Genomic DNA, 20,183 nt, shown 5'->3' with positions numbered 1-20,183 from the left:
CATGACGAGTCCACGAGGGAAGATCAACAAAGCGCCGTTCCAGCCGTTCCGGGTGGCCGGTGTCATCGTTTTTGTGATCGCCGCGCTCGTGCTGTGGTTGGTGTTCCTGCAGTACAACGGCGACTTCACCGACAAAACCAAGCTGACCATGCTCTCCGACCGGGCAGGTCTGGTGATGGACCCGGGCTCGAAGGTCACCTACAACGGGGTGCAGATCGGCCGGGTGGACAAGATCGACGAGGTCGAACGGGACGGCAAGCCTGCGGTCAAGTTCACCTTGGATGTCTATCCCAAGTATTTGCACCTGATCCCGGCCAACGTCGACGCGAAGATCGTGGCCACCACGGTGTTCGGCGAGAAGTACGTGTCGATGACGGCACCGGAAAAGCCACTGCCACAACAGATTACGCCGTCAAACGTGATCGATGCCCGGTCGGTGACGACGGAGATCAACACGCTGTTCCAGACGATCACCGAGATTGCCGAGAAGGTGGACCCGGTCAAGGTCAACCTGACTCTGAGCGCAGCGGCGCAGGCACTGAGCGGGTTGGGCGACAAGTTCGGGCAGTCGATCATCAACGGCAGTGCCGCGCTCGACGAAGTCAATCCGCGGATGCCGATCATCCGTCACGACATTCAGCAGTTGGCCGCCTTGGGCGACACCTACGCCGACGCTGCACCTGACCTGTTGAACTTCCTGAACAACGGCGCGACAACGGCGCACACGATTCACGCGCAGGAGAAGGACCTGGACCGGGCGTTGCTGGCCGCCGCCGGATTCGGCGCCACCGGGGCCGACATCTTCAACCGAGGCGGGCCGTACTTCGCGCGCGGGGCCAAGGACCTGGTGCCCTCGGCGCAGCTGCTGGACACCTACAGTCCCGAGCTGTTCTGCTCCATCCGCAACCTGCACGATGGCGAACCGAAGGTCGCCGCGTTTGCCGGTGGCGCCAACGGCTATTCGCTGCGGTCCGAGACCGAAATATTCTCCGGACTGGGGCTGGCTCTGGGACTGCCCGGGCTCGGCATGACCATCGCCACGCAGGGGCTGCTCGGGCTAGCCGGACTGGTTGGTGGAGCGCCGAACCCGTACGTCTATCCGGAGAACCTGCCGCGGGTGAACGCGCACGGCGGGCCGGGCGGTGCGCCGGGCTGCTGGCAGACCATCACCCGTGATCTGTGGCCGGCACCCACTCTGGTCATGGACACCGGAAACAGCCTTGCTCCGTACAACCATGTTGATACCGGCTCGCCGTACGCCGTTGAGTACGTTTGGGGCCGCCAAATGGGGGATCAGACGATCAATCCATGAAAATCACCGGAACCCTCGTCAAACTCGGCATCGTCGCCGCGGTGTTGTTGCTCTTCACGGCGCTCATCGTGGTGGTGTTCGGTCAGATGCGCTTCGACCGGACCACCAGTTATGCCGCTGAGTTCAACAACGTCAGCGGGCTGCGCTCCGGCCAGTTCGTCCGGGCATCCGGGGTGGAGATCGGCAAGGTCAAAGACATCAAGCTGGTTGACGGCGGCCATCGGGTGCGGGTCGAGTTCAACGTCGACCACTCGGTGCCGCTGTATCAGTCCACCACCGCGCAGGTCCGCTACCTCAACCTGATCGGTGACCGCTACCTCGAGCTCAAGCGTGGCGAGGGCGAAGGTTCCGACCGGGCGCTTCCGGCCGGCGGGTTCATCCCGTTGTCGCACACGCAGCCCGCGCTGGATCTGGACGCGCTGATCGGTGGTTTCAAACCGCTGTTCCGGGCTTTGGACCCGGAGAAGGTCAACAACATCGCGACGGCCATCATCACCGTCTTCCAGGGGCAAGGCGGCACGATCAACGACATCCTCGACCAGACCGCGCAACTGACCTCCCACATTGCCGAGCGTGACGAGGCGATCGGCGAGGTGGTCAAGAACCTCAACATCGTGCTGGACACAACGGTCAAGCACCGCAAGGACTTCGACGAGACCGTGGACAAGTTCGAGCAGCTGGTCAGTGGCCTGAACAACCACGCGGACTCGTTGGCGGCCGGCATCGCGAACATCAGCAACGGCGCCGGTACGGTGGCCGACCTACTCGCCGACAATCGGCAGCTGCTGCACAAGACGCTGAACTACCTCGAGCCGATTCAACAGCCCATCATCGACCAGAAAGACCTCTACGACGACCAGATCCACCGGACACCGATCGGGATGAACATCGTGGGCAACGCCGTGGGTAACTACGGTGACTGGGTCAACTTCTACCTGTGCGACCTCACCTTGAAAACCAACGGGCTGCAGGCCGGAGGGCCGGTCCGCACCGTCCGCGTCTGGTCGCAGCCGTCAGGTAGGTGCACGCCGCAATGAGAACGCTGGAACCCGCCAACCGGAAGCGGATCGGCCTGATGGGCCTGATCGTGACGGTCATGATCGTGGCCGTGGGCCAGACCCTGACCAGTATCCCGATGCTGTTCGCCCAGCCCAACTACTTCGGGCAGTTCACCGACTCAGGCCAGCTGAACAAAGGTGACAAGGTCCGGATCGCCGGCGTTGACGTCGGCGAAGTCGAGGCCATCAAGATCGACGGCGACCACGTCGTGATGAAGTTCTCGACCGGAAGCGAGACCATCGGCACCGAGAGCCGGCTGGCGATCAAGACCGACACCATCCTCGGTAAGAAGGTGCTCGAGATCGAGCCGCGGGGGACCCAAACGCTGCGGGCCGGTGGGACGCTGCCGCTCGGCCAGAGCACCACGCCGTACCAGATCTACGACGCCTTCTTCGACGTCACCAAGGCCGCTGCCGGCTGGAACATCGACACCGTCAAGCAGTCGCTGAATGTGCTGTCGGAGACCATCGATCAGACATACCCACACCTGAGCGCGGCACTGGACGGGGTGGCGAAATTCTCCGACACCATCGGCAAGCGCGACGAACAGATCACCCATCTGCTCGCGCAGGCCAACCAGATCGCCAGCATCCTGGGCGACCGAAGCCAGCAGGTCGACCGGCTGTTCGTCAACTCCAACAACCTGCTCGCCGCGTTCAACGAGCGCAGCCGGGCGGTCAGCGCGCTGCTGAATAATGTTTCCGCGTTCTCGGTTCAGGTGCAAAACCTGATCAACGACAACCCGAACCTGAACCACGTCTTGGAGCAGCTGCGCACCGTGAGCGATCTGTTGGAGAAGCGCAAGGACGATCTGGCGCTGACGCTCAAGACCTTCGGCAAAACCGTTGCGGGCCTTAATGAAACCGTGGCCTCCGGGCCGTACTTCAAAGTCCAGCTGACCAACCTGCTGCCGCCCTGGATCCTGCAGCCCTGGGTCGACGCCGCCTTCAAGAAGCGCGGGATCGACCCCGAGGACTTCTGGCGCAGCGCCGGACTGCCGGCGGCCAAGTTCCCCGACCCCAACGGCACCCGGTTCCCCAACGGTGCTCCGCCGCCCGCACCGCAGATTCTCGAAGGCACCCCGGATCACCCGTATCCGGCGGTGGCACCAGGGTCGCCCTGCTCTTACACGCCGCCGCCGGAGCTGCTGCCGCGGCCGGGCAACCCGATGCCGTGTGCCGGCGTCAACCAGGACCAGGGTCCGTTCGGGCCCAACGGTCCCTACCCGGCATCGCCCGACATCGCGTCGTCGTCGCCGAACCCCAACGGGCTCCCCCCGACTCCCGGGATTCCGATCGCCGGCCGGCCGGGGCAGGTGCAGCCCGACCTACCAGGCACACCCGTGCCGATCGCGCCTGGTCCGCCCGGGGGGCGGACCGAGCCGCTGGGACCGCTGCCGGGCCCCGCTCCGGCGAATCCCGCGGCAGCACCACCACCCGGACCGGTGGCACCCGGACCACCGGCGCCACCGGGGCCTGGCAACAACCTGCCGGCGCCGTACATCGGCAACACCGGTGGAGCGGGCGGTAGCGGCGCGCAAGGAGGTAGCCAGAATTGAGCACCGTCTTTGACTTCCGCAACCTCCGGCTGCCGAAGCTGTCACGAGCCTCGATCATCGTCGGCTCGCTCGCGATCGTGGCGGCGCTCGTGCTGGGCTTCCTCGGCATCCAGCTGTATCAGAAGCTGACCAACAACACTGTCGTCGCCTACTTCCCGGTCGCCAACGCCCTCTACCACGGCGACAGGGTCGAGATCATGGGCGTGAAGGTGGGCGCGATCGACAAGATCGAGCCGGCCGGCGACAAGATGAAGGTCACCTTCCACTACTCCAACAAGTACAAGGTGCCCGCTGATGCGCGGGCGGTGATCCTCAACCCGACGCTGGTGGCGTCGCGGCTGCTCCAGCTCGAGCCGCCGTACAGGGGTGGCCCGGTGCTGGCCGACAACGCGGTGATCCCCGAGGAGCGCACCCAGGTGCCCACCGAGTGGGACGAGCTGCGCAACACCATCACCAACGTCATCTCCAAACTGGGTCCCACCAAGCAGCAGCCCAAGGGGCCGTTCGGTGACGTGATCGAGGCCTACGCCAACGGTCTGGCCGGCAAGGGCAAGCAGATTAACACCACCTTCAACGACCTGTCGCGGGCGCTGACCGCGCTCAACCAGGGCCGGGGTGACTTCTTCGCGGTGGTGCGCAGCCTGGCGTTGTTCGTCAACGCGTTGCACGCCGACGACCAGAAGTTCGTGGCGCTCAACAAGAACCTCGCCCAGTTCACCAACAGCCTGACCGGCTCCGATCAGGACCTCGCCAACGCCGTCACGCAGTTCGACGGCCTCCTGACGACGGTGCGACCGTTCCTCGACAAGAACGCCGACGTGCTCACACACGACATCAACAACCTCGCCGACACGACCAACACCCTGGTCCAGCCGGACCCGCTGAATGGTCTGGAAACCGGCCTGCACATCCTGCCGACGGCACTGTCGAACGCGAACCTCATTTATCACCCGGCGCACAGTGCCATCGTGGGTCAGCCGGCGGGTGTGCTCGGGACGCAGGGCTTCGCGAACCCGATGGAATTCGTCTGCAGCGCCATCCAGGCCGGAAGCCGGCTGGGATATCAGGAATCCGCCGAACTCTGCGCGCAGTACCTCGCACCGATCCTCGACGCGATCAAGTTCAACTACCCGCCGTTCGGGCTCAACCTGTTCAGCCTCGCGGCGACGCTGCCCAAGGAAGTGGCTTACTCCGAGAACCGGCTGCACCCGCCGAACGGCTATAAGGACACCACCGTGCCGGGTATCTGGGTGCCTGACACACCCACGTCGCATCGCAATACCCAGCACGGCTGGATCACCGCGCCCGGTATGCAGGGCGTCAAGGTGGGACCGGTTACCGCCGGCCTGTTGACCCCCGAATCACTCGGCGAGCTGATGGGCGGTCCAGACATCGCGCCGGTGCAATCCACCTACCAGACCCCGCCGGGTTACCCGAACGCCTACAACGAAGAGCCCGGACCGGCGCCCTTCATCGGCGTGCCAGGGAACCCCGCCCCGATAGCGCCGCCGCCGCCGGGACCCGAGGTGATCCCCGGTCCCGTCGCACCGACGCCGGCGCCCGGACCGTCGCCACTGGCAGGACAGGCGCCGCCCGGACCCGCGCTGCCCGCTGAGGCGGCATCCGGACCAGGAGGCGGCCAATGAGGCGCGTGACGATGAGCCAAGTCCGCCACCGGACCTGGCAGGGCCTGGTGTTTGCGGTGGCCGCCATGGTGCTCAGCTCCTGCGGCTGGCACGGCATCTCGAACGTCGAACTGCCCGGCGGGCCGGGCAGCGGAGGCGGCTCCTACACGGTGTACGTGCAGATGCCCGACACCCTGGCGATCAACGGCAACAGCAAGGTCATGGTTGCCGATGTCTTCGTCGGGTCCATCCGCAATATCGCGCTGAAGAACTGGGTGGCCACCCTGACGCTGGGCTTGGACAAAAACGTCAAGCTGCCGAAGAACGCCACCGCCAAGATTGGTCAGACCAGCCTGCTGGGTTCTCAGCACATCGAGTTGGCCGCGCCGGCCGACCCGTCGTCGCAGCTGCTGCGCAACGGCGACACGATCCCGCTGAAGAACTCGTCGGCCTACCCCAGCACCGAACAGACGCTGGCCAGCCTGGCGATGGTGGTGCGTGGCGGTGGACTGCCGAACCTCGAGGTTCTGCAGAACGAGGTCAACAACATCCTGACCGGCCGGGGCCCGCAGATCCGGGCGTTCCTCGGCAAACTGGACACGTTCACCCGCCAGCTCAACGAGCAGCGTGATGACATCACGCACGCCATCGACTCGACCAACCGGCTGTTGGCCTACGTGGGTGCCCGGTCGGCGACCCTGGATCGGGCACTGACCGAATTCCCACCGCTGATCGAGTATTTCGCTGACAAGGACTACCAAAGGCACTTGATCGACGCGATCGAGAATGTGGGCCAGCTCAGCCAGGCCGCCGCCCAGTATCTGGGTGAGGCGCGGGGGCCGCTGCATCAGGACCTGCAGCTGCTGCAGTGCCCGTTGAAGGAACTGGGCCGCGCCTCGCCGTACCTGCTGGGTGCGCTGAAGCTGGTCTTCACCGCGCCGTTCGACCTCGACACCGCTCCGAAGCTGATCCGCGGTGACTTCATGAACTCGTCGCTCGAGGTCGACACGACGCTGTCGGCGGTCGACAACGCATTCCTCACCGGAACCGGGTTCTCCGGCAACCTGCGCGCACTGGAGCAGGCCTACGGCCGCGACCCGGCGACGATGATTCCCGACGTGCGCTACACGCCGAACCCGAACGACGCGCCCGGTGGGCCACTGGTGGAGAGGGCGGACCGGCAATGCTGACACGTTTCATCAAGCGCCAGCTGGTCATCTTCAGCATCCTCACTGTGGTGGCCCTGTTGGTGCTGGGCTGGTACTACCTGCGCATTCCGTCGCTGGTTGGTATCGGCCAGTACGACCTCAAGGCCGAGCTGCCGGCCTCCGGCGGTTTGTACCCGACAGCCAACGTGACCTACCGAGGGATCACCATCGGCAAGGTGACCGCCGTCGAGCCCACTCAGAAGGGCGCCGAGGCGACGATGAGCATCGACAGCCAGTACAAGATCCCGCTCGACGCGGCGGCCAACGTGCACTCGGTGTCGGCGGTCGGTGAGCAGTACCTCGACCTGGTGTCGCAAGGCAAGGCGCACGGGTTCTTCCAACCCGGACAGACGATGACCAAGGGCACCGTGCCCAGTGAAATCGGCCCGGCCCTGGACACCGCCAACCGAGGTTTGACGGTGCTGCCGAAAGACAAGATCGGCCAATTGCTCGACGAGACCGCGGAAGCGGTCGGTGGGCTGGGTCCCGCGTTGCAGCGACTGGTCGACTCCACCCAGGCGATCGTCGGCGACTTCAAAACGAACATCAACCAGGTCGACGACATCATCCAGAATTCGGCGCCGATCTTGGACAGCCAGGCCACGTCGCGCAGCGCGATCGAGCAGTGGGCGCACAACCTCAACATCTTGGGTAGCGAGGCCGCCCAGACTGACTCGCACCTGAAAAGCGCTCTGTCCCAAGCGGCTCCGACGGCCGATCAGGTCAACTCGGTATTCAGCAATGTCCGCGAATCGCTACCGCAGACCCTGGCGAACACCGAGATCGTGTTCGACATGCTCAAGCGTTACCACCCCGGCGTCGAGCAGTTGCTGGTGTTCCTGCCGCAGCTTGGGTCGATCGTGCAGGCGATCTCGGCGCCGTATGAGAAAGACCGGATGGCCGCGCTGGACCTCTCGCTGGCGATCAACTACCCGCCGCCGTGCTTGACCGGATTCCTCCCGGCGCCTGAATGGCGGTCAGCGGCGGACACTTCCATCGCGCCGCTGCGGGAGAACAACTACTGCCGGATTCCGCAGGACTTCCAAGCCAACGTGGTCCGCGGTGCGCGCAACATGCCGTGTATGGATGTACCGGGCAGACGCGCGCCGACTCCGCAGGAGTGCCGCAGCAACCAGCCTTACGTGCCACTGGGTACCAACCCGTGGTTCGGTGACCCCAATCAGATCCTGAACTGCCCGGCCCCCGGGGCGCGTTGCAACCAGGCGGTGAAACCGGGCTTTGTGATACCTGCACCGTCGGTCAACAACGGCCTGAACCCGCTGCCGGCCGACCGGTTACCACCGGGCGGCTTGACGCCGCCGCCGAAGAGCGATCCGTTGCAGCGGCCGGGCTCCGGAACGGTCCAGTGCAACGGTCAACAACCCAACCCCTGCATCTACACTCCGGGAGGCCCTCCGGCGGCCGTCTATAGTCCGATGAGTGGCGAGGTAGCGGGCCCCGACGGTTCTAAATACTCCGTCAACAACTCACGCACTACAGGAGATGACGGATGGAAGGAGATGCTGGCGCCAGCCGGCTGACCCCGAACGACACGGATGATTCGTCGCTTGTCGCGGTGACGGTCGAGGATTCGCCAGAATCCGAGCCCGGATCCGATCAGACCAGCACTGCGGATGCGGCAGCCGACGAGCCCACCTCTGAAGACGTTGTTGAGGATTCCTTGGAATCCGAGGATGCAGCCGATGATGAGATCACCGAGTCGGATGCTGAGGACCTAGCGGAATCGGCGACCCCTGAGGCAACGGGCGACCCGGGTGCCCCGTCGCGTCTGGGCCGCGCCTGGTTCATCGGAATCGCGGCCGCCTTGGTCGTGCTCGCCGGCGGCATCGGGGCCGGCGGATACCTGGCGCTGCGCTCGCACCTCGACAGCCGCACCACCGCGCAACACGATGCCGCCGCGCTGGAGGCTGCGAAGGACTGCGTGGCAGCCACCCAGGCGCCCGACATCGGGGCGATGGCCTCCAGCGCGCAGAAGATCATCGAGTGCGGCACCGGAGCCTTCCGCTCACAGGCGATCTTGTACAGCGGGCTGCTCGTCGAGGCTTATCAAGCCGCCAACGCCCACGTACAGGTGTCGGATCTGCGTGCGGCGGTAGAGCGCAACAACGCCGACGGGTCCATCGAGGTTCTGGTGCCCCTGCGCGCGAAGGTCTCCAACGCCGAGACGCAGAACCAGGAAGCGGGCTACCGCTTGCGGGTGACGATGGTGCAAGACGAGGGCAAGTACCGAATCTCCAAGCTCGACCAGGTAGCGAGGTGACGGTGCTGGTCGAGGAAACCGACGCGGCACCGGCAGTTGAAGAATCAGCGCCGAACGAGTTGGCGGGCTGGCACATTCGCGCCGCCGCTTTCGCTGTCGACGTATTGCCCGGTGTTGCCGTTGTGGCGACGGCGGCACTGGTCTGGTTGGCGGCGCCGCCGCAGAGCTTGTGGTGGTGGGTGTCGATATCGGTCCTCGTCGGCGCGGCCCTGGTGACGATGGTCAACCGCGCGATACTGCCGGCGACCGTCGGTTGGAGCCTGGGGCGGGCCCTGCTCGGGCTCGAAGTCGTGCGGCCGGACGGGGCCGCCGTCGGAGTCGGCCGGCTGATGTTGCGCGAACTCGCCCATCTGCTGGACACCCTCTCGGTGTGCGTCGGATGGCTGTGGCCGCTGTGGGATTCACGCAAGCGCACCTTCGCTGATTTGCTGCTGCGGACCGAAGTGCATTGTGTGGCAACCGATCGGCGTCCGGCAGACATCCGGCGGCACGCCGCGATCGCAGTCGGGGTAGCCGTGCTGCTCTGTGTCGGCGCCGCCGCGGTGAGCGTCTTCGCGATCTACTTGCCCGACCGGGCAGCCGAACAGACCCGCACCGCGGTCAACGCGCAGGGGCCCAAGATCGTCACCGAGATGCTCACGTACGACCCGAAATCGCTCAAGCAGGACTTCGATCGGGCCCGGTCTCTGACCACCGATAAATATCGGCCAGAATTGGTCAAGCAGCAGGAGGCGGTGCAAAAGGGTCACCCGGTGATCAACGAATACTGGGTGACCGACAGCACCGTGCTGTCCGCGGCACGGGACAGCGCGACCATGCTGCTGTTCATGCAGGGCCATCGGGGCGGCGGCGGCGACGAACGATTCATCACCGCCACCGTTCGGGTGTCGCTCGTGAAAGGGAAAGACGGGCGCTGGCTTGTCGACAACCTCGACGTCGTGACGAAACCCAAACCGGCGCCGGCCAAGGAGCCGGCACCACCCAAGGGTCCCACTCCACCCAAGGGGCAAAAGTGAGCCCCCGCAGGCGAATCCAGCCCGGCGAAGAGCCGCTTCTGAAGGTGCCGAAAGCGACCCTGTGGTCGAGGCTGCCGTGGCGACCGACGATGCCGGCGCAGTGGTGGAAGCCGTCGCGCAAGTGGGCCCTGCCCTCGGCGGTGGCCGGCGCGACGGTGCTCACGGCGGCCGCCATCGCGACGTCGTCGATCGTCCTGGTCGACCAGCGGTCGCATCACCGGGACACCATGCAAGAAGTCGACGTGCTCGGCTTCGTCAAGGCCTTCATGACCGGGTTCACCACGCTGGATCCATTTCACGCCAACGCTTACTATGATCGCGTATTGGCCAACGCGACAGGCGATTTCGCGAAGCAATATCATGACAAGCACAACGAGATTTTGGTTCAGATCGCTCAGGCCGAGCCAACCAAGGGCACCGCTCTGGCCGCCGGGGTGGAACGGTGGAACGACGACGGGAGCGCCAGTGTCATGGTGGCGACCGATGTTTCGATGAAATCCCCCGACGGCAAGCAGAGAATCGATAGTACAAATCGTTGGGTGGTTACTGCTCAGCGGGAAGGCAGCAAGTGGAAGATCAGCAGCCTGCAACAGGTGATCTGACCGAAGAGTCTCCCGATCGCACGTCGGGAGACTCTTCGGCCGTCGACACCGACGTCGCGGACGTCGAAGCCGGGCACGTCGATCCAGACGCGACGGACGTCGACGACGAGAACGGCGACGCCGCAACCGAAGATGACGAGGCGACCGACGCTGAGGCGGCCGACGAGCCCGTCATCGGCGTGAAGGAACGGCGACCGGTCAGCAAGTGGTCGGTGATCGCGGCGGGTGTGGCCGCTGCGCTGTTCGTGGGTTCGGCGGCATTCGCCGGTGCGACCATGCAGCCATACCTGACCGATCGCGCGACGGTGGCGACCAAGCTACGAGTCGCACGCACCGCCGCGAACGCGATCACGACGTTGTGGACCTACACGCCGCAGAACATCGACAAGCTGGCCGATCGGGCATCGCAGTATCTCAGCGGTGACTTCGAAGCCGCCTACCGCAAATACCTCGACGCACTCGTCGCACCCAACAAGCAGGCTCAGATCACCAACACCACGCAGGTCGTCGGCGCGGCCGTGGAGTCACTGAGTGCGTCGGAGGCCACCGCGATCGTTTACACCAACACGGAGTCGACCAGTCCGTCGACCAAAGACGTTCCCTCATTGAAGTACCTGTCCTATCGGCTAGTGCTGCAACGGGATCACGCACGCTGGCTGGTCACCAAGATGACGACGATCACTTCCCTGGACCTGACGCCGAAGCTCTAGTTGAACGCGAGCCAGCCCGGCAGTGAGCGCTCGTGCGAGTCGCACAGCACCTCGCGGGTGTCGCAGTTGCCCTTCGGGACACCGGCTCCGGCCCACATGCCGCCGGTATCGCGACGGAGCACGATCGCTGATGACCCGCCGCCGTCGAGCAGCACCGCGGTATCGCTGCCAAGTCCGCGGAACAGATCTTGCACATTGTCGGGGGTATAGCTCCCGCCTTGGAATATGTACATCTCGTCGCGAGGCTTGGAGTAGGCCAGCGCCGTGCGGGCTGCGCTCGGCCCGCCGTCGTTGAGCTGCCCGGTATTTCCAGGGGCTAGCAGCCCGAGCCCACTGACCGCGACGAACTGCTCGCCGCGATCGACCAGGCCGGTAACGGCCGACGTGGCGGCGTCGTAGTCGTGCCCATCCCGACCGCCCCTGGGCCACAACACCGTTGGGGCGCCTCGCGTCGGCAGGACCATCGTGGCCAAGGCGCTCCAGTTCTCGTTTCCGCCGGACAGGCCTTGCTTGCCGGCGTAGGGGATGGTGCCGGTCACCGCCTGGTTGGCGCGGCCCTGGCCGTGCGTGTTGTCGACGTACGCGCCCAGCGGTGAGCTGCAGCCCGTCGAGCGCCACGAGCCGCCCTTTTGGCCGCGGATGTCGAAGAAGTTGGCGTTGACCGCAATCGTCGGCTGGCCCAGTGCCTGCCAGGCCTGCACCGCGGTGTACGTCTCGGACGCCTGCATCAGCCCATCGCCGGTGCGCGCATGCGGGTTACGTTCGCAGCGCGACTGGTAGCCGCGATGGCTGTCCACCAGCAGATGCGGCTCGAGGCGCTGCGAGGCGGCTTTGATGATCATCAGGTGGCCGCCGCTGCCGCCGTCGTACCAGTTTCCGGCGGCATTGAGCATCGGTGCCGGATGACCGCCGCCGAAGTTGTACACCAGGTAAGCCCCCTGAGTGTTGGCGATCGCACTGGCCAGCAGCTCGCGCGCCTCGGCGCGCGCAACCGGCTGCCCGGTGCTGGTCGCCAGCGTCAGGCACAGCGCGGTACCGGCGCCACAGGCTGCGATGCGCCGGAAGGCGGTGGCGAGATATGGCACGGTTGCCCTTTCGGCGCGAACGTCATTACAAATAGCAGAGCATGAGCCACAGGTATTACACAGCAACTTGCATAACAGCGGCGTGACGGTTCAGCCGCAGTCCAATGACGTTCGGCCGCTGCGCGTTTGCGACCGTTCGGCGGACCTACTGATCGGGGTAGCCGACCTCGGCCGCCGGTGGGCCGGCGATGCCCTCATCGGCCACCGGCGTCGTCGAGACACGATCGTAGCCGCGCCGGTCGTAGATGCGGGTGGCGATGACGCCGAGCAGCACACCGATCAGCAGGCCGCCCGCGGTCAATTCCACCGACTGCGACAGACCTGCGTCGGCGCGCCCGCCCAGGTACAGCAAAGCCCTTGCGCCCAAGTACACTTGGTGCATCGGCTCGAACTTCGCCAACCCCTCGAAGAGCGCCGGGGTGGCCTGCAGCGGCACCGCCGCGCCCGCCGAGGGTAACCCGAGAATGATGAACACGAACAGGCTGACCAGCGCGCCGACTGCGCCTAGTGCGGCGATCAGCGATGTGGAGGTCACCCCCACCGACAAAATTGCGAACGCGCCGAAAAGCCATAGTGCCAGGCCGTTCTGAACCGGCATGCCCATGTTGTCGGCGATCAGCAGATAGGCGGCCGACGTCAGCAAGGCCAATGCCGCGATCATCGCCCACTTGATCAGCAGCGTGCGAAACCGCGAGATCTTGACCTGCTCGGCGAACCGATAGATCGGGCCGACTTCGGCCGGTACAAAGCCGAGCATCGAGTCCACCAGCCTGCTCACCACGACGCTGCCGATGAAGCCGGCGAGCAGTAGCAGTATCGAGTAATAAAAGGCGGACAAGCCATTACCGGTGCCGTCTGGAAGCAGGTTGTGCACCGTCGACTTGACCTCGATCGGGTTCGCGAGCATCAATGCGACCGCGCCGGGCTCGGGCTTCTTGCCGGTGTGCTCGGCCACCTCTTGTGAAAGCCGTTGGCCCACACGCTGATCCATCAGCGTGACCGCACGTTGAAGGGTTTGGCCGGCGATAGTGGCACCCAGTGTGCCCGCCCGCGGGTTCGTGGAGACGATGATGACCGCCCGTTCGACGCGTCCCGGCGTCAGCGCGCTCTTCGCGTAGGCCTGCAACTTTGACGAAAAGTTCGGTGGTATCACCGCGATGCCGTAAATCTCGGCGTTATCCATCTGGGTCTTGGCTTGATCGTGGTTGAGCACCCGGACGTCGTAGGCATCGTTGTCGAAGCCCGCCTGCATCCCCTTGACGACCTGTGCGCCGGTGGGCCCGGCGTCCTCGTTGAGGATGCCGACCGGGAAATGCCGCAAGTTTGTCATCGGCTGCAGAACCCCACCGAGATAGAAGGCGGCCAGCGCCGACAGTACCGCGAGCGAGACGAGTATCGGTAGTCCCCAAAAGCGCACTGTTCGAGTCATTTTCGGTTTGGCGAAGCCATAGCGGTGGGCGGCTGCGGAGTCGTCGTCGCCGTTAGCGACGTCGGATGCCGTGTGGCGGGCTTGCGATTCAGACATTCCGGCTCCTATCCGTCCGCGCCAACCCTAGTCGCCGAGCGTTGCGTGCATCTCCCAGACGAGCAATTCAGCGTCCTGGTGGGCCGCGACTGTTGCCCCGGTCGCCGCGGTGATTCGGGCCGCGTCACCGTCGACAAGGCCGACCTCGTCATAGTTCACCCGCCCCCGGGCCACATAGAGGTGCAGATACGGCGCCGCGGGCAGGGTGAGTTCGGCTCCGGCGGGCAACCGAGCCGCATGGAACGCGGCCGATCGGTTGTGGATGGTGATCGCGGCATCGTGGCCCGGTATCCCCGAGGCGATTGTCACCAGGCGGCCATCGAGCTGATCGTCTTCGATCGCCTGCTGCTGGTAGCTGGGTTCGATTCCGGACTCGTCGGGCCGCACCCACATCTGTACGAAGCGCACCGGATTGGTGTCGGATGCATTCTCTTCCGAGTGCGTGATGCCGGCGCCGGCCGACATTCGTTGCGCGAGCCCGGGATAGATGACGCCGCTGTTGCCGGTGGAATCGCGATGTGCCAACGAGCCTTCCAGCACCCAGGTCACGATTTCCATGTCGCGGTGCGGGTGGGTGCCGAAGCCCGCGGCGGGCTGCACGATGTCGTCGTTACTGACGAGCAGCACACCGTGGTGGGTGTTGGCCGGGTCGTAGTGATCGCCGAAGGCAAACGAATGCCGCGACTGCAGCCACGACGTCGTGGTGACCGCCCGGTCGGCGGCACGCCGTATGTCAACAGTGGCGGGCACGTAGTCACGCTACTCCTGGGCTGAGCAACGCCTGGGCGTGCAGCAGGGCGGCGTCGAGATCGGCAAGCGCCAGCTCGTCCTGGCGGCCCAGGTGGATCTCGATCTGATACACCGGCTGGCCATCCCGCCCGAAGATCGGCAGAACCACGAATTCGGTTGACGCCAACTCACTTTCAAGCACACTGGTCACCGATTGCAGCGTGACGATCGTCATCAGCGCGCTGAGCTCTCGCGTCACCTGTGCGGTGGGCTCCAACGACGCGAGAACCGCGGCGAGCCGGTCGTGCAGTGAGCTGTGAGCGGCGTCGAATCGCCATGCTCCGTAGCCGCGGTCGCGGATCTCGGCCAGCACCAGCCGATGACCGGCGATATCAGAGTCGGTCAACCGTGGCGTCACCCGCCGCAGCCACCCGTCGATCGCATCCTCGTCCCGCCAGGCCATCGCGACCAGGCCGAACGGCGGCCCGATCGGAAAGCGCTGGCCGACCGCTTGCTCGCCGTCGGTGCTGTGGCCGACGGCGTCGATCGTGATGAGATGCGCCTGGCCGATCTTGGACATCGAACAGCCCGCGCCCAGCGTGGTGTGCAGGAAGCTGAGCGCCTCGCGGCCGCGGTCCAGCAGCGGGAACTGCGTTCTCAGGCCGTGCACCAGCCCGAACAATCCGCTGCCCAGCGTGTAGCGGCGATCCTCCCGGCGGGTCACCCAGTTGCGTCGCTCGAGTTCGGCCAGCACCAGCGCACAGGTCGACGTGCTGATCCCGCAGCTTTTGGCCAACTCGGCCGATGTCCGACCATCCGGTGAATCCGACAGCGACGCAAGCACATCCATCACGCGACTGGTGGGCGGTGACTTCGCCGGTCCGGTCGCGCTCGGCGGCGCTGTTGACGAATCCATGGCGACCTTCCTACCATCCGTCCTAAATCTACTTTATTGATTCCAAATATTAGGAGAAATGATGTACAAGGTCGCCGTCTGGGGTCCGGGTTCGATGGGGCTGATCGCCCTGCGAGGAGTGATCGACCATCCCCAACTGCAACTCGTCGAACTCGTCGTGCACAGCGATGCCAAGGCGGGTCGTGATGCCGGCGAGTTGTGCGGGGTGGACCCGGTGGGTGTGACGGCAACCCAGGATCCCGCGGCGTTGCTGTCCGGTGACGCCGACGTGGTGGTTTACGCGGCTGCGGCCAACCTCCGGCCCGCTGAGGCGATCGACGACATGGTGTCGATCCTGCGCGCCGGCAAAAACGTGGTCTCGTGCTCGGTGGTGCCGCTGGTGTATCCCGACGGCGTCGACGCGGCGTTCACCGCGCCGCTGCGTGAGGCCGCGGCCGCCGGCGGCGCGTCGTTCTTCACCACCGGGATCGACTCAGGCTTCGCCAACGATGTTCTGCCGCTGGTGCTTACCGGAGTATCGCGGGTCATCGACTCGGTGCGGGTGACCGAGATGTTCAACTATGCGACCTACCCGGACAAAGACGCCGTCTACGAGATATTGGGATTCGGCAAGCCACCGGAGTTCACCGCTTTCGCCGCGGCGCCGGGGATGTTCACCTTCGGCTGGGGGCCGGTGGCGCATCAGCTCGCCGCGGGGCTGGGCGTCAAGATCGACAACCTGGATGAGAACGTCGAACGGGTGGTCACCGAGGAGTCATTCGACACGCCCACCGGGCACATCGCCGCCGGAACGGTCGCTGCGATGCGGTCCACGCTGACCGGATACGTGGACGGCAAGCCAACTTTCGTCATCGACCACGTCACCCGGATGCGCGACGACCTTGCACCCGATTGGCCGCAGCCGCACATCTCGATACCGCCGCGCGATCTCGGCTACGGGCCGGCATCCGGACGTGGTCTCTACCGCGTCGAGATCGAGGGCTCGCCGGCCATGCGCTGCGAGTTCGAGATGGCCGACGACCACGATCACGACCTGGGTGCCCGGATGGCCGGCGCATCCCGGATGGTCAACGCCATCCCGGCGGTCTGCCAGGCGCAGCCGGGGCTGCTGTCGGCGCTGGATCTGCCACTGGTCACCGGCGCCGGGCTGGTCCGATCGGTGGCCGGTCCGTCACCGGACAGCCGGCTGTTCTAGTTTCATGCCCAACGGCCACTCAAAGTACGCCAAACGCGGCGAGGCGTGACATAACTGGCCGCCGGACAAGCTTGTCTGACCTTGGTGCCAACGTGAGCGCATGCGAGAGCAGATCTGGCCGTTCCTTGGGACCGAAGCCCTAGCCCGCGGATGCGTCACCCGCCGAACGTTGCGTAGCCGATATTGGCCGGTCTACCGCAATGTGTATGTGCCGACGGGCCACGAGTTGACTGCCATCAGTCGCGGTATCGCCGCGTGGCTGTGGTCTGGACGCCAGGCGGCCCTTGCGGGTCTATCAGCGGCCGCGCTGCATGGCGCACGATGGATCGACCCGGAACTTCCTGCTGAGCTCTACCGGCAAAACGGTAAGCCGCCCGTGGACGGCATTGTCATCCATCGCGACAACTTGCGCGACGATGAAGTCTGCGCCCTGCGTGGGATAGCCGTAACAACGCCTGCTCGGACCGCTTTTGATCTCGGACGACGAAAAGGGCTGACTAGCGCGCTGATTCGCGTCGACGCGCTCGCTAACGCAACAGGGCTGGATGTCGCCGACGTCGGCGCGATGATTCAGAGCCACCCCGGTGTACGTGGTCTGGTGCAGTTACGCCAGGTCCTCCTGCTCATGGACGCGGGTGCGGAATCACCACAAGAAACCAGGACGCGACTGTTGCTGGTGCGCTCGGGTTTACCGAAGCCCGAAACACAAATCCGCGTCTTGGACCGCTGTAATTGTCCGTTCGCACGTCTGGACATGGGGTATCGCGAATTGAAAGTTGCGATCGAATTCGACGGTGCACAGCATTGGACGGATCCGGCGCAGCGCACTGCCGATATCGATCGCCATGCCGAACTTGCTGCGTTGGGCTGGCGGATCGTCAGGGTCAGCAGTGATCTACTCCGCTATCGACCCGATGTCGTCGTCGTCCGCGTAGGTACTGCACTTCGTGAAGCGGGTGCTGAGTGGCCAGTTATTGCACGAATTCTACGGAATTACGTGACATAAGTGGCCACTCGACACATTTAGAGCCGTTGCGGCAGGCCGAATTTCGCGAACAGCGCGGTGTCGAGAAAGGCCACAACCCGAGACACCCCGTCGGCGCGCACGTCCAGGACGTGTAGCTGAAACGGCACGTGGCCGTCGCCGTCGCGCATATACATCGCCGCGGCCGGCTGGCCGTTGGCAGTCAGCGGGAGCATCCGCATGTCGCCGGGTTCGTCGGCGGGGCACTGCTGGTGGATCAACGTAATGATGGCCCGCGGTCCCCGGTACCAGCCGACGAAAGGTGGCATCTCCCAGATCGCCTCGGCGGTGAACAGCTCGACCAGCCGGTCGATGTCGTACGCCTCGAACGCGGCGATATAACGCCTCAACCGGTCTTGCGCATCCTCCGAGTCGGGCGCCGCCAACCGGTCGTCGGCACTGGGCCCAGCGGCTTCGAGTTGCGACCGCGCACGCTGCAGCAGGCTGTTGACGGCGGCTGTACTGGCGCCGATCGCGTCGGCTACCTCGGCGGCCTTCCACTGCAGCACGTCGCGCAGCAGCAGCACCGCCCGCTGCCGGGGCGATAGATGCTGCAAGGCCGCCACGAATGCCAACCTAACCGACTCGCGGGAGCCGACGATCGTCGCCGGATCGCCCGCGGCGTCGGGCAACGGCTCGAGCCACGGCACCTCGGTGCCTTCGACAAGCTCGGCGGTCGGGTCCGAACTGGGTGCGCCCAACCCGGTCGGCAGCGGCCGGCGCTGGCGACTCTCCAGCGCCGTCAGGCAGGTGTTGGTGGCTATTCGGTGCAGCCAGGTGCGCACCGACGACCTTCCCTCGAAGCGGTCGTAGGCCTTCCAGGCTCGCAGCAAAGTCTCCTGTACCAGGTCCTCGGCATCGTGCAGCGAGCCGGTCATTCGATAGCAATGCGCGAGCAGTTCACGTCGATACGGCTCGGCGGTGGCAGAGAAATCGGTTCTGCCGTCATCGCCGAACTCGCGGGCCAGCACGCTCACCGGACCGAGCTTACGTACTGCCTGTGACAGTGGGTCTACGCTGCCCCTGATGGCAACCACCCGTACCGAACGATCCTTCGACGGTGTCGATGGTGTGCGCATCGTCTACGACGTCTGGACTCCCGACGCCACACCGCGCGGCCTGGTCATCCTCGCGCACGGGCTGGGCGAACACGCCCGTCGCTACGACCATGTCTCCGCGCGGTTGGGCCGCGAGGGATTGCTGACCTACGCGCTCGACCATCGCGGACATGGCCGCTCGGGCGGCAAGCGGGTGCTGCTGAAGGACATCTCCGAATACACCGACGACTTCGACACCCTGGTCGGCATCGCCGCCAAAGAACATCCCGAGGCGACGCGCATCGTCCTTGGCCACAGCATGGGCGGCGGCATCGTGTTCGCCTACGGCGTGCAGCATCCCGACGACTACGACCTGATGGTGCTGTCCGGACCGGCGGTGGCAGCCCAGACTGCCGTCTCGCCGTTGCTGGCCCGGATCGCCAAAACCGTCGGAGCGATCGCCCCGGGTCTGCCGATGCAGGCACTCGACTCCAGCGCGGTGTCCCGCGACCCGGCAGTGGTGAACGCCTACGACACCGACCCGTTGGTGTATCACGGCAAGGTTCCCGCGGGCATTGGCCGAGCGCTGCTGCTGGTCGGCGAGACGATGCCGCAGCGAGCGCCGTCGTTGACCGCGCCGCTACTGGTCGTGCACGGATCCGACGACCGGCTGATCCCGGTCGAGGGCAGCCGGCAATTGGTCGCGGCGGTGGGTAGTTCCGATGTCGAGCTGAAGGTCTATCCGGGGCTCTATCACGAGGTGTTCAACGAACCGGAGCAGAACCAGGTCCTCGACGACGTGGTGTCGTGGATCAACGCCCGGCTGTGAGTGGCGGCGCCGAGAAGTTTTACGGTTCGCCTATTTTGGTGGCATGAGCGACGACAAGATGCTGGCACGTATCGCAGCCCTGTTGCGTCAGGCCGAGGGCACCGACAACGCCCACGAGGCCGAGGCGTTCATGGCCGCCGCGCAGCGGTTGGCCACCGCGACGTCCATCGACCTGGCGGTCGCGCGCTCGCATGCCGACAAGCGCACACCCGCTCAGGCGCCGGTGCAGCGCACGATCACCATCGGCGCCGCCGGCACCAAAGGATTGCGGACCTACGTGCAGCTGTTCGTGGTGATCGCAGCCGCCAACGACATTCGCTGCGACGTCGCGTCCAACTCGACGTTCGTCTACGCCTACGGCTTCGCCGAGGACATCGACGCCACCCATGCGCTGTACGCCAGCCTGGTCGTCCAGATGGTCCGCGCGTCAGACTCCTACATCACCTCGGGCGCACACCGGCCGACCCCGACG

General features: G+C 65.4%; 19 protein-coding genes. 14 read left to right on the top strand and 5 right to left on the bottom strand.

Features of this window, described 5'->3' with window-relative positions:
* Position 1: 1 nt before the first annotated feature.
* The 10 genes from VGH54_RS18015 to VGH54_RS17970 are packed head-to-tail and all read left to right on the top strand — an operon-like array spanning position 2 to position 11,371.
* The gene (locus tag VGH54_RS18015; RefSeq protein WP_331513438.1) at positions 2–1,312 is read left to right on the top strand and encodes an MCE family protein; all 1,311 of its coding nucleotides are present in this window, start codon (positions 2–4) and stop codon (positions 1,310–1,312) included.
* Complete coding sequence (locus VGH54_RS18010; RefSeq protein WP_331513437.1) at positions 1,309–2,349, top strand: virulence factor Mce family protein; 1,041 nt, start codon at positions 1,309–1,311, stop codon at positions 2,347–2,349. Before VGH54_RS18015 ends, VGH54_RS18010 begins: the two co-directional genes overlap by 4 nt.
* Complete coding sequence (locus tag VGH54_RS18005) at positions 2,346–3,929, top strand: MCE family protein (protein ID WP_331513436.1); 1,584 nt, start codon at positions 2,346–2,348, stop codon at positions 3,927–3,929. The genes VGH54_RS18010 and VGH54_RS18005 overlap by 4 nt, the downstream gene beginning before the upstream one ends.
* Entirely contained in the window at positions 3,926–5,575 is a 1,650-nt protein-coding gene (locus VGH54_RS18000; RefSeq protein ID WP_331513435.1) for a virulence factor Mce family protein, read from the top strand. The genes VGH54_RS18005 and VGH54_RS18000 overlap by 4 nt, the downstream gene beginning before the upstream one ends.
* Before the next feature lie 11 nt (positions 5,576–5,586).
* Entirely contained in the window at positions 5,587–6,744 is a 1,158-nt protein-coding gene (locus VGH54_RS17995) for a virulence factor Mce family protein (RefSeq protein ID WP_331513434.1), read from the top strand.
* On the top strand, positions 6,738–8,303 hold the full coding sequence (locus VGH54_RS17990; RefSeq protein ID WP_331513433.1) for an MlaD family protein: 1,566 nt from the start codon (positions 6,738–6,740) through the stop codon (positions 8,301–8,303). The genes VGH54_RS17995 and VGH54_RS17990 overlap by 7 nt, the downstream gene beginning before the upstream one ends.
* Positions 8,273–9,043, top strand: a complete 771-nt coding sequence (locus tag VGH54_RS17985; protein ID WP_331513432.1) for a hypothetical protein — start codon at positions 8,273–8,275, stop codon at positions 9,041–9,043. The genes VGH54_RS17990 and VGH54_RS17985 overlap by 31 nt, the downstream gene beginning before the upstream one ends.
* The gene (locus VGH54_RS17980) at positions 9,040–10,059 is read left to right on the top strand and encodes an RDD family protein (protein WP_331513431.1); all 1,020 of its coding nucleotides are present in this window, start codon (positions 9,040–9,042) and stop codon (positions 10,057–10,059) included. The genes VGH54_RS17985 and VGH54_RS17980 overlap by 4 nt, the downstream gene beginning before the upstream one ends.
* Complete coding sequence (locus VGH54_RS17975) at positions 10,056–10,661, top strand: mammalian cell entry protein (protein ID WP_331513430.1); 606 nt, start codon at positions 10,056–10,058, stop codon at positions 10,659–10,661. The genes VGH54_RS17980 and VGH54_RS17975 overlap by 4 nt, the downstream gene beginning before the upstream one ends.
* Positions 10,628–11,371, top strand: coding sequence for a mammalian cell entry protein (locus tag VGH54_RS17970; RefSeq protein WP_331513429.1), 744 nt, complete (start codon positions 10,628–10,630; stop codon positions 11,369–11,371). Before VGH54_RS17975 ends, VGH54_RS17970 begins: the two co-directional genes overlap by 34 nt.
* Here VGH54_RS17970 and VGH54_RS17965 read toward each other — a convergent pair.
* The 4 genes from VGH54_RS17965 to VGH54_RS17950 all read right to left on the bottom strand — a co-directional run bounded on the left by VGH54_RS17965 (position 11,368) and on the right by VGH54_RS17950 (position 15,560).
* Positions 11,368–12,489, bottom strand: coding sequence for a phosphodiester glycosidase family protein (locus VGH54_RS17965; protein WP_414688742.1), 1,122 nt, complete (start codon positions 12,487–12,489; stop codon positions 11,368–11,370). The genes VGH54_RS17970 and VGH54_RS17965 overlap by 4 nt on opposite strands.
* A gap of 112 nt (positions 12,490–12,601) precedes the next feature.
* Complete coding sequence (locus VGH54_RS17960; RefSeq protein ID WP_331513495.1) at positions 12,602–13,885, bottom strand: YhgE/Pip domain-containing protein; 1,284 nt, start codon at positions 13,883–13,885, stop codon at positions 12,602–12,604.
* A gap of 123 nt (positions 13,886–14,008) precedes the next feature.
* Entirely contained in the window at positions 14,009–14,731 is a 723-nt protein-coding gene (locus tag VGH54_RS17955) for a pirin family protein (RefSeq protein WP_331513427.1), read from the bottom strand.
* Between the two features lie 4 nt (positions 14,732–14,735).
* Complete coding sequence (locus VGH54_RS17950) at positions 14,736–15,560, bottom strand: MarR family transcriptional regulator (protein ID WP_331513494.1); 825 nt, start codon at positions 15,558–15,560, stop codon at positions 14,736–14,738.
* A 127-nt stretch (positions 15,561–15,687) separates the two neighbouring features.
* Between VGH54_RS17950 and VGH54_RS17945 the strand changes: the two genes are divergently transcribed.
* Both VGH54_RS17945 and VGH54_RS17940 read left to right on the top strand, forming a co-directional pair.
* Positions 15,688–16,821 carry a dihydrodipicolinate reductase gene (locus VGH54_RS17945; protein ID WP_331513426.1) on the top strand — a complete coding sequence of 378 codons (1,134 nt, stop codon included), beginning with the start codon at positions 15,688–15,690 and terminating at the stop codon, positions 16,819–16,821.
* 100 nt (positions 16,822–16,921) lie between these two features.
* Positions 16,922–17,827, top strand: coding sequence for an endonuclease domain-containing protein (locus VGH54_RS17940; protein ID WP_331513425.1), 906 nt, complete (start codon positions 16,922–16,924; stop codon positions 17,825–17,827).
* Positions 17,828–17,844: 17 nt separating this feature from the next.
* Here VGH54_RS17940 and VGH54_RS17935 read toward each other — a convergent pair whose 3' ends face one another.
* Positions 17,845–18,924: a sigma-70 family RNA polymerase sigma factor gene (locus VGH54_RS17935; RefSeq protein ID WP_331513424.1), complete on the bottom strand. Its 1,080-nt coding sequence runs from the start codon at positions 18,922–18,924 to the stop codon at positions 17,845–17,847.
* Between VGH54_RS17935 and VGH54_RS17930 the strand changes: the two genes are divergently transcribed.
* Together VGH54_RS17930 and VGH54_RS17925 are read left to right on the top strand one after the other, a co-directional pair.
* The gene (locus tag VGH54_RS17930) at positions 18,872–19,711 is read left to right on the top strand and encodes a lysophospholipase (protein ID WP_331513423.1); all 840 of its coding nucleotides are present in this window, start codon (positions 18,872–18,874) and stop codon (positions 19,709–19,711) included. The two genes, VGH54_RS17935 and VGH54_RS17930, sit on opposite strands and share 53 nt — an antisense overlap.
* A 43-nt stretch (positions 19,712–19,754) precedes the next feature.
* Positions 19,755–20,183, top strand: a 429-nt coding sequence (locus VGH54_RS17925; RefSeq protein ID WP_331513422.1) for a DUF2786 domain-containing protein, incomplete at its 3' end; no start/stop codon positions are given.

Origin of the sequence: Mycobacterium sp., from assembly GCF_036488105.1 — a bacterium.
Taxonomy (GTDB): Bacteria; Actinomycetota; Actinomycetes; order Mycobacteriales; family Mycobacteriaceae; genus Mycobacterium.
Note: the sequence above shows the minus strand (reverse complement) of the source record. Positions and strands in the feature narration are given on the sequence as shown.